Genomic DNA, 12399 nt, shown 5'->3' with positions numbered 1-12399 from the left:
GGGCCGAATCGACGGACCTCACGCGCCTCACCATACGGCGTGCGGCGCGACGACGACGCCGGCGCGGCAAGGTCGAGTCACGCCCTCGGTGCCCGCGCCGCGCCGGACCGGTGCCGCCCGTGCGGTGCGGGCCCGGGTCGTCGGTGTCGCTGCGGCCGGCACCAGGGAGAACCTCGAGAAGGCCACGGACACCTGGCCGACCTGTGACTCAGCGCGGGGTGAGGACCACGTGCGTGTCGACCCGCCGGTATCCCAGGCGGCGGTAGATCCGGGCCGGCCCGTCCTCGGCGTGCAGCCACACCGGGCCGCCGGTCAGCTCCGTCGCGGCGGTCGTCGCCGCCACCGAGATCGCGGCGCCGATGCCGCGCCGGCGGTACTCCGGCCGTACCGTCACGGCCGACACGTAGGCGCTGTCGCCGGCTCGCTGGGCCAGCGCGCAGCCCACCGGCTCGCCGTCCAGCCGGGCCACCAGGAACCGGTACCGCGGGCTCGCCAGGTGCCGCGCCGTCGCCAGCGGCGCCAGCGACGCACCGTAGACGGCCAGGAACTCGGCCGGATCGCGCGGTGCACCGATCGACAGCCCCGGCACCCGTACCGCCCCCGCCGGCTCGGCCAGCACGTACACCGGGAGCACCAGCCACTCGGTGAGCCCCCGGTACGCCGGCGCGGCGGTGTCGGCGGCCGACACCTTCACCGACCACGGACCGCCGCGGCTGGCCAGCCAGTCCACCACCGGGCCCAGGTCGCCCGGCGGCGTCACGGGACGCGCCCAGGTCGCCCACGGCTGGTCGATGCCGTAGCTGGCACAGGCGATCCCGGCCACGGTCGCCGAGTCCCCGCCGACCTCCGCGAGGTCGGCCATCGCGGCCTCGCCGCGGGCCAGCCGCGCCGGCAGCGGCGTGGTCACGCCGGCCAGCCCGACAGGTACCGCCAGCCGTCCGCGTCGTACTCGACGACCACGACGTCACCGGGGGCGAGCGGGGCGGCGTGCACCCGTGCCGGCGACAGGCCGGCGCACAGCGCCGCGAGCGGTAGTTCCAGCCCGTCCGCGAGCACCGCGACGGTCTGCCCGCGATGCCGGTCGGCGATCTCCGCCAGCGTCCCGGCGAACCGGTCCACCACCTGCTGCCCGCTCTCGCCGCCGGCCGCGGGCGCGGCCAGCTCGCCGGCCAGCAGCCAGCGGTCGCGCGGCGCCAGCCCGGGGCCGGCCAGCCCGGCCCGCTCCTCCACCGGCGCGTCCACCGCGCCGGCGAGCCGTGGCCCGTCCGGCGCCACGTAGAGCCGGACCGGCCGGTACGGGGCGAGGGCCGCGGCCTCGCCACCGACCAGGCACAGCACCCGGGCCGCGCACATCATGTCCGCCACACCGCGACCCTACGGCGCCCCGCCCCGCACCCACCATCGCCTCTCGCCGTCCGGCCCGAGCGGTTCCCGGCGGAACGGGACGGAACGCACCGACCCCCGTCGCGCGGACGCGACGGGGGTCGGTGGGGCGGGAGGACAGGCCCGGTCAGAACGCTTCTTCGGGGAGGTCCATCGGCTCCAGGGTGGCGGCCTCGACGACGGCGCGGTCACCGGCCAGCCGGGGCAGCACCTCGGCGGCGAAGAAGCTCGCGGTGGCGACCTTGCCCTGGTAGAACAGCCGGTCGTCGGCGGACACCTCGCCGTCCAGCTTGGTCAGCGCGACCTCGGCCTGGCGGGCCAGCAGCCAGCCGATGACCAGGTCGCCCATGCCGAGCAGCAGCCGGCGCAGGTGCAGCGCCGCCTTGTAGATCGAGCGCGGCTCGCCCTGCTGGGCGGCACCGGCGTACTCGAAGATCTTGCCGAGCATGCCCTGCACGTTCTCCAGGGCGGTGTTCAGCGAGGCGCGGACCTCCTTGAGCCGGCCGTTGCCCGCCTCGGCGTCGATGAACGCCTTGATGTCGCCGGCCACCTGCATCAGCGCCTTGCCCTGGTCCTTCACGATCTTGCGGAAGAACAGGTCCTGGGACTGGATCGCGGTGGTGCCCTCGTACAGGGTGTCGATCTTCGAGTCGCGGATGTACTGCTCCAGCGGGTAGTCCTGCAGGAAGCCGGACCCGCCGAAGGTCTGCAGCGACTCCGAGCCGAGCAGCTCGTACCCGCGCTCCGAGCCGCAACCCTTGACGATCGGCAGCAGCAGGTCGTTGACCCGGCGGGCCAGCTTGGCGGCCTTCTCGTCGCCCTCGGCCTCGGCGACCAGCGCCACGTCCTGCCAGTTCGCGGTGTAGGCGACCAGCGCCCGCAGCCCCTCCGCGTACGACTTCTGCAGCAGCAGCGAGCGCCGGACGTCCGGGTGGTGGGTGACGGTCACCCGCGGCGCGTCCTTGCCGGGGTTGGTCAGGTCGGCGCCCTGCACCCGGGACTTCGCGTAGTCGAGCGCGTTGAGGTAGCCGGTGGACAGCGCCGACATCGCCTTGGTGCCGACCATCATCCGGGCGTACTCGATGATGTGGAACATCTGCTTGATGCCCTCGTGCACCTCACCGAGCAGCCAGCCCTTGGCCGGCGTGCCGTCGCCGAGGGTCAGCTCGCAGGTGGTGGAGACCTTCAGCCCCATCTTGTGCTCGACGTTGGTCACGTAGGCGCCGTTGCGCTCGCCCAGCTCGCCGGTCTTCGGGTCGAACAGGAACTTCGGCACCACGAACAGCGACAGCCCCTTGGTACCGGGGCCGCCCGCGCCCTCGACGCCGACCGGCCGGGCCAGCACGTAGTGGATGATGTTGTCGGCCATGTCGTGCTCGGCGGACGTGATGAACCGCTTCACGCCCTCGATGTGCCACGACCCGTCGTCCTGCCGGTACGCCTTGGTGCGGCCGGCACCGACGTCCGAGCCGGCGTCCGGCTCGGTGAGCACCATCGTCGCTCCCCAGCGCTTGTCGGCGAACAGCTTCGCCCACTCCCGCTGCTCGGGGGTGCCCAGGTTGAACAGCGTGCCGGCGAAGCTCGGCCCCGCGGCGTACATGAAGGCGGCCGGGTTGGCGCCGAGGATCAGCTCGGAGGTGGACCACCAGAGGGCGCGCGGCACCGGGGTGCCGCCCATCCCCTCCGGGATGTCCATCCGCCAGTACTCGGCCTCCATCATCTGCCGGAACGGCTTGGCGAACGCCTCCGGCACGTGCACCGAATGCGTCTCCGGGTCGAACACCGGCGGGGTCCGGTCACCGGCGGCGAACGACTCGGCCAGGTCCTCCCGGGCGAACCGGTCGATCTCGGTCAGCAGGCCGCGCGCGGTGTCCGCGTCGATCTCCGGGAACGGCTGCTTGCCCAGCCGGTCCGCGGTCCCGAACATCTCGAACAGGTTGAATTCGAGGTCCCGCAGGTTGCTCTTGTAGTGCCCCATGTGCACGCTCCCGGACTGCTGGCTGCCAGTCGGCGACCCCGATCCACCGCCGACCCGTACTCTTCGGTAACCAACTGTATTACTCATCGGTAACCGTGGGCAAGCCAGTCCCGCCGTGCGGGCGCACCGTGACCCGCGTCACCGCGTTCCGGTCGACTCGTTGGTACCGACGGAGTGCCGGGTCGGTTTCTCGAACCGTCCGCCGAGACGCGGAGCCCGCGCAGGTCCACCGACGCACGCCGCCCGCCGGCCCCCACCGGCGACCCGCGGCCGGCCGGGAGGAGGCCAGGACGATGTTGACCATCCTGCTGAACAGGCTCCGTCGAAACCGCTACATCGGCCGGCACCGCGCCAGCACCGTCGCACTCGCCCTGCGCTCGGACTGACCGCAGCGCCCGACACCCGGGTCGATCATGGTGTCGTCTGCCGCAGCAAGCGCATTCCGGCCCGACAACACCATGATCAACCGAGCGGGCGAGGCTCAGACCTCACGGACACCGGGGTTGGCGACGTCGCCGACCTCCCAGGACGGGGTCGCACCGCGCGCCTCGCCGGACAGTCCGGCCCCGGTGTATTCCAGCAGCACCAGCGCGATGTCGTCGTCCAGCAGGCCGTTGACCCATTCGAGCAGCGCCGCCTCCAGCGACGCCAGGCCGTCCTGCACGGTGCCGTGTCCGAGCAGCCCCCAGGCGCGCTCCTCGATCGGGAAGAACTCGCCGTCCCGGCGCGCCTCGGCCAGCCCGTCGGTGTAGAGCAGGATCCGGTCCCCCGGCTCCAGCCGCTGTACCAGCGGGCGGGCCAGCGGCATGAACCCCAGCGGCGGCGCCGGTGCCGGCGGCGCCAGGGGGATCACCCGGCCCTGGCGCAGCAGCAGCGGCGCCGGATGGCCGCAGTTGAGCACCGTCAGCGTGCCACCGCGCTCCTCCACCAGCGCCGCCGTGACGAAGTCCTCCAGGCCGACCGAACGGGCCACCGCCCGGTCCAGGTCGGCCAGGATCGCCCGCAGGTCGGCCCGCTCGTACGCGACGTGCCGGTACGAGCCGAGCACGACGCTGGCCAGCCGGACCGCATCCAGGCCCTTGCCCCGGACGTCACCGATCAGCAACCGGACCCCGTAGGTGGTGTCGACCGCCTCGTACAGGTCGCCGCCGATGTCGGCCTCGGCGCTCGCCGACACGTACCGCGCGGCGAGCGGCAGGTCGCCGACCCGCGGGCCGAGCGGGCCGAGGATCGCCTTCTGCGCCACCGAGGCCAGCCGGGACAGCGCGGCGAACCGCGCCATCTGCCGCTGCCGGATCGCACCCACCGCGGCGGCGATCGCCGCCGCGATCACGACCGCACCCACGTTGACCGCGACCGCGGTCTGCGGGCCGGTCGGCGAGGTGACCCAGAACAGCGCGGCGAGCAGCACCGACAGCAGACCGACCGGCAGCACCGTGCGCCAGGACCCGAACGCCGCGGCGATGAACGGCGGCACCGCCAGCAGGCCGACGTAGCTCGGCGACCGGCCGTCGGCGACCTCGACCGCACAGACCATCGCCAGCAGCACCAGGCCGGCGACAAGGCCGGCGCGCGCGTCGGGGCGCATCATGCGGCGGGCCTTGCTTCGTGGCATCGTCTTCAGGTCCCCGGGACAGGATGGGCGAGGTCGGCGCCGCGGCGGATCGCGGCGCCTCCCCAGAGTGCCGTGCACTGCTGGGAAGAATCTCTACAGTCCGAGAATGACTGCACCTTCGAGAATGCCCTGCGGCGGGGTGACGCGCGAGCCCACATCGGCGCGGCGCGGCGCCGAGTCACGACCGGGGTGGGTCGGCCTGGTGCAAAGCGGTCAGTACAGCACCTGGTAGTCGACCGTCGCGGTGTCGCTGTCCAGCGACGCGATCTTCGCGTACGCCCCCGAGGTGAGGAGGAAGCAGCTGTCCCCCGAGTACGGCCCGCGGTCGTTGATCTTGACGGTCACCGACTTGCCGTTGCTCGGGTTGGTGAGCTGCACCTTGGTCCCGATCGGGAGCGTCATGTTCCCCGCGGTCATCGCGTTCGCGTCGAACTTCTGGCCGCTCGCGGTGGTGGACCCGGTCGAGGTGTAGACGGCCTTGCAACTGCCGCTGTCCCCGGTGACGGCGGTGTGCACGGAGCCGTCGTCCTTCTTGGCGGCGTCCGAACCCTGCTTGCCCTGGCTGTCGGGGGAGGCGGAACCGGTGGGGCGGGCCTTGCCGCGGGATGCGCGCTTCTCGAGCGACTCCCGGTCGGGCTGGCTCTGCTTGTCCGCGGCGGCGGCCGGCTTGGTGGTCGGCCCCTCGTTGCCGGTCAACGCGAAGGACACACCGCCGATGGCCATCGCGGCGACGGTGGCTCCGACCGCGATCGGGAGCACCGGCCGGGGAAACCGCCGCCGGACGTGTTTGCCCTCCACGCTGCCCCCTTCGCCTCAACAGGTCCCGCGGAACATAACGAACGGGTCACCCGGCAGGCAACCCCGCCAGCGTGTTCTGTCCGACGCGTGGAGTGACGATCGACGAGTACTCGCCGGTAGGGCCCGGTTTTACGCTCGGAGCAGCGAAGACGATTGTTTTCCAGGTCACGCCGAGCCGGGGCGTACCGTGGCGCGCACCACTCGTACGGTGACGGAACGTACGTGTCGGGCGGTACGGGAGGAGACCGGCCCGGGCCGCGGCACCCCGCCGGCGGGGCGAGCCGGCGGACGGATCAGCGGCCGAAGGAGCGGCGCTGCCGCCGCAGCCGCAGCGGGACCAGCGCCGACTCCAGCTGCACCGTGAGGCTCATCTTGGAGGTGCCCCGGGCCCGCTCGTCGAACCGGATCGGCACCTCGACCACCTTGTGCCCGCGCAGCACCGCCCGGTAGTTCATCTCCACCTGGAAGCTGTAGCCGTTGCTGCCGATCGACTCCAGGCGCAGGTCCCGCAGCGTCCCGGCGCGCCACAGCTTGAACCCGGCGGTGACGTCCCGGATCCGCAGCGACAGCAGCCGCTGCACGTAGAAGTTGGCCCAGGCGGAGAGCAGCCGGCGGTGCACGCCCCACTCCTCGGCCAGCACGCCACCGGTCACGTACCGGGAGCCGATGACGACGCCGGCCCGGGTGGCGAGCAGCGTGCCGAGCATCTCCGGCAGCGCCTCCGGCGGGTGCGAGAGGTCGGCGTCCATCTGGACCACGAAGTCGGCGCCGGCGTCCAGCGCGCGGGTCATGCCGTCCACGTACGCCCGGCCGAGGCCCTCCTTGGCGGTCCGGTGCACCACGCTCAACCGGCCGTCGTACTCGGCGGCCAGCCGGTCGGCCAGCTCACCGGTGCCGTCCGGGCTGTTGTCGTCGACCACCAGCACCCGCAGCTGCGGCAACGGCAGCGCGAACAGCGCCCTCGTGATGATCGGCAGGTTGTCGACCTCGTTGTAGGTGGGCAGCACCACCGTGACGGCCGAGTCGCACCACGGCTTCGGCAGCTCCACCGCGGTGACGGCACGCTCGACCACCGGGTCGGCCGGCGCGGTGGCGGGCTGGACCCGGTCCGCGGCCGGCGCCGACAGAGGTTCAGACGACATGTCCTGATCGTCCACCACGTCGTTCTGCATCGTTGCGGTACCTCCGTGGTCGACCCGACTGCCCTACCGTTCACCGACCGAAGCCCCCACCGAGGGTGATCGGCCTGCCGGAGCAGCGTAGTTCATCCGTACCGCCCGATTCGGCGTACCGATCCGTTCTCTTGCCGACGCTTGACTTCGACCGAACGTGAGGTTCAACGATGAGCGGGCAGGCAACGATGCTGGATGGGGGCAAGATGATGGCGGACGGCGTGCTGGACGAGGCGTACGAGCGGCTGCACCGCACCGGGCCCGAGCGGCAGGGCTGGCTGTCCAACCACGCCCCGATGGCCGTCGAGGTACTGGCCCGGCACGGCCACGGCGGCGACGTGCACGGCTGGCTCGACTGGTACCGGCCGAAGCTGGAAGACATGCCCGCCCGGTACGAGCCGATCGACGCGGCGCGGTGGCGGCCGGCGCTGGGCGACCCGCGGCGGATCGCCGACTGGGTGGACCTGCTGGTCGGTCAGGTCTCCGAGCACCCCTGGCCGGACGTGCTGGCCGAGTGGTGGCCGCGGCTGCTGCCCGGCATCGCGGCCGGCGCCACGCACGGGGTGATCCGGGTCGGCCACGCGGTACGCACCCTGCGCCACGGCGACGAGAGCCCCGCCGCGCTGGCCGAGCTGGCGCACGCCCTCGGGTACTGGGCGGCGCGCTGGCAGACCGTCGGTGGGGTGCGGGCGCCGCGCGGCGGGCTGACCCCGGCCGCGGCGCTGGACCAGGTGCCGACGCTGCCGGAGCAGACCGGCGGGATCCGGGACCGGCTGGCCCGGCTGGATGCCCTCGCCGGCTGGCCGGAATCGGTGGCCGCCGCCGGCCCGCCGGACGACCCGGACGGTGCCCGCGACTGGCTGACCGGGCTGGTCGACGCCGCGGTCCGCCGGTACGGCCGGTACGGGTACGGCTCGCCGGTGATGCTGGTGCACTCGGCGACCGCGCCGAACGCGGTGCTGCGCACGCTGCCGGCGCTGCCGCGGGCGATGTGGCTGCCCAGCGTCGCCGCCGCGTGGGCCGCCTCCGCGGCCGTGACCAGCGTGTACGCCCCGGCGGAGCCGATGCCGGCGGACCAGCTCGGCACCGGCCCGAGCGGTACCGATCCGCGCACCGAGGTGCTGGACCGGGCCGCGGCGCACCGGGACGAGCACGTGCTCAAGTTCGTCGACACCGCGCTGGACACGCACGCGCGTACCGGTGACCCGGCGGCGCTGGTCGCCGCCAGCGACGTGATCACGCTGATCGACCGGGAGTGACCGACCAGGACGGTCGAGGCGGATTCGTACCGGCCCGGGACAACGCAAACACAGCAGGTACTCAACGGATCACCAATTCTCCGGGTCGGTGGGCCGGCGGTGGCGGCCGGTGCGTAGGCTCCGTCGGGTGTTCGTGGTCGACAGCGCAGTGCGACGGGTGCCGGAGCCGATCCGGTCGCTGATCATCAAGCACCACGAGGGACTCAAGTTCCTGATCGTCGGTGGTACCTGCTTCCTGATCACCGTGGCGATCAACTACACGCTGAAGCTGACGATCCTGCACGAGAAGCCGGTGACGGCGCTGACGGTGGCGACCATCATCGCCACGATCGTGTCGTACATCCTCAACCGGGAGTGGTCGTTCCGCACCCGCGGCGGGCGCGAGCGGCACCACGAGGCGCTGCTGTTCTTCCTGGTCAGCGGGTTGGGCGTGGGCGTCAACGACATCCCGCTGCTGATCTCCCGGTACCTGCTGGAACTGCGCACCCCGGCCGTGTCGCTGCTGACCCAGGAGATCTCCGACTTCGTCAGCGGGATGATCCTCGGCACCCTGCTCGCGATGGTGTTCCGGCTCTGGGCGTTCCGGAAGTTCGTGTTCCCGCGCGCCGGCGCCCGGCCCCGGCCCGAGCGGCGCGGCGCCGGCCTCGCCCCGGTACCCGACCGGGCCGACGACGAGGTCGCCTGAACCACCGCCGACGACCCGACGCCCGACGCCGACCCGAACCACCGGCGACGACCCGACGCCCGGTGCCGGGCGGTCAGCGGTAGGCGCCGAAGGCGGAGGCGGCGATGGTGGCCCGGGTCGCGGCCACCACCCGCCGCACCGACTCGTCCATCGCCTCGTCCGCGGCGCGGCGCCGGCGAGCGCGCTCCTCGGCCGGCAGATCCTCGTACGCGGGCGGCGCGGGGCCGAGTTCCCGGCCCAGCGCGGCGAGTACCGCGTCGGTCGGCGACAGGTCGTGCGCCCAGGTCAACGCGTGCGTGAACCATGCCTCGGTACGGCCCAGCAGGCTGGGATCGACGAACTGAACCCGGTCGGCGCGAAACAGCCCGAGCCGGCGGGCGGTGACCCGGCGGCACAGCCCGACCCGCTCCAGCGACTCCAGGATCCGGGCCGTCGCGTCCGGCGCGAACCGGCCCGCCCACTCCGCGGCGGTGTGCGGCGCGGGCTCGCCGGCCAGCGTCTCCAGCACGGCGATCTGCAGGTCACGGGCGCCGGACGGCGGCCGCGCACCGAGTTCGGCGACCTTGACCGTGCCGCCGTCCACGACGGTCACCGCGCCGTCGATCGCCGCCTCGGCGAGCAGCGCCCCACCGAGTACCGCGTCCAGCAGTCGCGGGTGGTACCGGGTGCGGCCGGCCTCGTCGTGGCCGAGCACGAACAGCGCCTCGGGCAGCGGCAGGTGGCCCCGCGCCGATGCGTCCCGCGGCTCGTACCGGCCCGGAGGCCGACGCTCGCTCACCGGCTCGACAGGTACTGCCGGCCCAGGGCGCGCAGCCGGTCGTGCACGCCGTCGTACGCGGGCGCCGCGCCGACCGCGCCCAGGTACCGCTTGGCGACCTTGGCGACCATCGTGTAGTTGGTGTCCACGACGTTGCCGACCGGCGCCTGCCCGGCCTGCGCGATCAGCTGGTACGCGTCCAGGGTGTCCAGCCCGGTCAGCTGCGCCGACCAGGTGACCAGGTCGTGCTGGCTGATCCGGAACGCGTCCTCCAGCGGCCGGGCCGAGCCGGTGGACAGCAGCGCGTCGTCGGACTCCAGCCGCGGCCACGGGGTGCCCACCCCCTTGATCAGGTCGACCGCGACGACGGTGTTCATCGCCGCCTCGACCGCCGCGCCGGTCACCTCGCCCTCGCCCTGCCGGCAGTGCCCGTCGCCGATGGCGAACAGCGCACCGTCCACGTTGACCCCCAGGTAGACGGTGACGCCGGCGCGCAGCTCCGGGGTGTCCATGTTGCCGCCGTGCGCGTCCGGGGTGATCGTCATCCTCGCCTCGCCGGCGGCCGGCGCGACGCCGACCGTGCCGTGCATCGGGGAAAGCGGCAGCTCGACGGTGTGCCCGGACCGGCTGGCGTGGTAGCGGACCACGCCCGCGGCGGCGTCCACGTCGTACTTCCAGACCCGCTCCTCCAGTGGATCCTGCAGGGTGGCGGTGGTGTGCGTGGAGGTGAGCGCGCCGAAGTGCGGCAGCGTGGTGGTGACCGCCCAGTCCCGGGCCGGCGCGATCTCGACGAAGTGCAGCGCGAGCGTGTCGCCCGGCTCGGCGCCGTCCACGTGGAACGGCCCGGTGACCGGGTTCAGGTACGGGAAGTTGCACACCTGCGAGGGCAGGTCGCTGGTGCCGCGCACCGCGCCGCCGAAGCAGTCCTCGGTGTACATCGAGATCAGGTCGCCCGGTTTGACGTGCCGCACCGCGGCCCGCCCACCGAACGTGTAGGCGTAGTCTCCCGCGCCCGGCCGGTACTCGATCAACTCGCTGGCCATGTTGCCTCCCCCTGGGTCACCAACGCCGGCACCGTCACACCGGCTCCTGGACCGGTTCCTCGTCGGCCATGCCCATGCTGGGCACCCGGGGCCGGCGGCCGAGAGCGTACAGCGAGGCGAGCACGATCAGGCCGAGGGCCAGCCAGGCGATGCCGAGGATCTGCGCGTTGTGGTCGGCGTTGACCTCCACCAGGACCAGGATCGCGATGCCGATCACCGGTACGACCAGGTGCGCCAGGATGCGCCGGCTGCGCTGCCTGATCAGGTGGTACACCACGACGCTCAGGTGCAGCAGCATGAACGCGGCGAGCGCGCCCACGTTGATCATCGAACTGAGCAGCGCGATGCCGTCGGCCCGGCTGGACATGTACAGCCCGACGCCGAGGGTGACCAGCGCGGTCAGGAAGATCGCATTGGTCGGCACCATCCGCTTCGGCGACACCCGGGCGAGGAACCTCGGCAGCTGCCGGTCCCGGCCCATCGCGAACAGCAACCGCGACGTCGCCACCTGCGCGACCAGCGAGTCGGCGAATCCCCATGCGATCGCGGTGGTCAGCGCGGTCAGGGTGGACAGCCACGGTCCGCCGGCGACCTTCGCCGCGTTGTAGAACGCGTTGTCCACGTCCCCCTTGATCTGCGCCGGTCCGGACACGAACATCGACGCCACCCAGGTCTGCACCATGAACAGCAGCCCGGCGAGGACCAGCGCGCCGATCAGCGCCCGGCCGACCTGGCGCGACTCGCCGCGGTTCTCCTCGGCCAGCATCGAGATGCCGTCGAAGCCGAGGAACGACAGCGCCGCCACCGACACCGCGCCGAACGCGACGGTGGTGGAGAAGTGGTGCGAGTCGAACAGCGGCTTCAGCGGGTCGCCGGTCGCCTTGCCGGTGGCCACGCCGTAGATGCCGACGGCGAGGAAGATCAGCAGCACCGCCAGCTCGCCGACCAGCATCACCCGGGTGGTGACGGCGGTCAGCTTGATGCCGAAGAAGTTCACCGTGGTGTTGAACGCCAGGAAGATCAGCAGCCACGCCCACACCGGCACGCCCGGTACGAACGTGGTCATGGCACTGCCGGCGACGAGGTACAGCAGGCTCGGCACCAGGATGTAGTCGAGCAGCACCATCCAGCCGGCGATGAAGCCGACCGGCGGTGCGATGCCGCGGCCGGCGTACGTGTAGACCGAGCCGGCCATCGGGAACGCCTTGACCATCTGGGCGTAGGACGCCGCGGTGAAGATCATCGCGACCATGCCGATCCCGTACGCCAGCGTGACCATGCCGCCGGAGGCCTGGTAGACGCTGCCGAAGATGCCGAACGGCGCGATCGGCACCATGAAGATCAGCCCGTAGAAGAGCAGATCGGGGAAGCTCAGGGAGCGCCTGAGTTCCTGCTTGTACCCGAATCGCCGGAGATTGTCCTGCTCGAAGACCACGGCGCCGAACACTAGAGGACCGCGTCGAGCTGTCGGGATACGTACCGTGCTCGGCGGCTTGCGGCGTTCGCGCCGCCGCGAAGGATTGTCACCATCTGTGAATGTGACTCACGCCTATTGCCGGCATTAATCGGCTCTTACGCCTGAATCTACTGCATTCCGTAAAGTAAGTGATTTGCAACACATGATCACGAGGCGATCTCAGCAAGATCACCGAGGGTGCCCGCGCCCGTCCACGGCGTCATACCCGCCACTTCGCCGCGCCACTCCGGTA

General features: G+C 72.3%; 11 protein-coding genes. 2 read left to right on the top strand and 9 right to left on the bottom strand.

Annotated elements, in window-relative coordinates; all coding sequences use genetic code 11:
* Positions 1-208 precede the first annotated feature (208 nt).
* The 6 genes from Athai_RS31940 to Athai_RS31915 form a co-directional block, all read right to left on the bottom strand.
* Positions 209-907, bottom strand: coding sequence for a GNAT family N-acetyltransferase (locus Athai_RS31940; protein WP_203964915.1), 699 nt, complete (start codon positions 905-907; stop codon positions 209-211).
* A complete protein-coding gene (locus tag Athai_RS31935) occupies positions 904-1356 on the bottom strand; it encodes a histidine phosphatase family protein (RefSeq protein ID WP_239157503.1) in 453 nt (150 codons plus the stop codon). The genes Athai_RS31940 and Athai_RS31935 overlap by 4 nt, the downstream gene beginning before the upstream one ends.
* A 154-nt stretch (positions 1357-1510) precedes the next feature.
* The gene (locus tag Athai_RS31930; protein ID WP_203964913.1) at positions 1511-3361 is read right to left on the bottom strand and encodes an acyl-CoA dehydrogenase; all 1851 of its coding nucleotides are present in this window, start codon (positions 3359-3361) and stop codon (positions 1511-1513) included.
* A 481-nt stretch (positions 3362-3842) separates the two neighbouring features.
* Positions 3843-4976: a PP2C family protein-serine/threonine phosphatase gene (locus Athai_RS31925; RefSeq protein ID WP_203964912.1), complete on the bottom strand. Its 1134-nt coding sequence runs from the start codon at positions 4974-4976 to the stop codon at positions 3843-3845.
* Positions 4977-5189: 213 nt separating this feature from the next.
* Positions 5190-5699: a septal ring lytic transglycosylase RlpA family protein gene (locus Athai_RS31920; protein WP_203964911.1), complete on the bottom strand. Its 510-nt coding sequence runs from the start codon at positions 5697-5699 to the stop codon at positions 5190-5192.
* Positions 5700-6067: 368 nt separating this feature from the next.
* Positions 6068-6916: a polyprenol monophosphomannose synthase gene (locus Athai_RS31915; protein ID WP_203964910.1), complete on the bottom strand. Its 849-nt coding sequence runs from the start codon at positions 6914-6916 to the stop codon at positions 6068-6070.
* A gap of 200 nt (positions 6917-7116) precedes the next feature.
* Between Athai_RS31915 and Athai_RS31910 the strand changes: the two genes are divergently transcribed.
* Positions 7117-8205 (top strand): questin oxidase family protein, encoded by a 1089-nt coding sequence (locus Athai_RS31910; protein WP_239157293.1) that lies wholly within the window; start codon positions 7117-7119, stop codon positions 8203-8205.
* A gap of 127 nt (positions 8206-8332) precedes the next feature.
* Positions 8333-8890 carry a GtrA family protein gene (locus tag Athai_RS31905; RefSeq protein WP_239157292.1) on the top strand — a complete coding sequence of 186 codons (558 nt, stop codon included), beginning with the start codon at positions 8333-8335 and terminating at the stop codon, positions 8888-8890.
* A gap of 73 nt (positions 8891-8963) precedes the next feature.
* Here Athai_RS31905 and Athai_RS31900 read toward each other — a convergent pair whose 3' ends face one another.
* The 3 genes from Athai_RS31900 to Athai_RS31890 are packed head-to-tail and all read right to left on the bottom strand — an operon-like array spanning position 8964 to position 12125.
* Positions 8964-9668, bottom strand: coding sequence for a GOLPH3/VPS74 family protein (locus Athai_RS31900; protein ID WP_203964909.1), 705 nt, complete (start codon positions 9666-9668; stop codon positions 8964-8966).
* Positions 9665-10690 (bottom strand): acetamidase/formamidase family protein, encoded by a 1026-nt coding sequence (locus Athai_RS31895; RefSeq protein ID WP_203964908.1) that lies wholly within the window; start codon positions 10688-10690, stop codon positions 9665-9667. The genes Athai_RS31900 and Athai_RS31895 overlap by 4 nt, the downstream gene beginning before the upstream one ends.
* 34 nt (positions 10691-10724) lie before the next feature.
* On the bottom strand, positions 10725-12125 hold the full coding sequence (locus Athai_RS31890) for an APC family permease (protein WP_203964907.1): 1401 nt from the start codon (positions 12123-12125) through the stop codon (positions 10725-10727).
* Positions 12126-12399 lie beyond the last annotated feature (274 nt).

Source organism: Actinocatenispora thailandica (assembly GCF_016865425.1).
GTDB lineage: Bacteria > Actinomycetota > Actinomycetes > Mycobacteriales > Micromonosporaceae > Actinocatenispora > Actinocatenispora thailandica.
The sequence above is the reverse complement of the archived record's forward strand: the minus strand, read 5'-3'. Positions and strand labels throughout refer to the sequence as shown.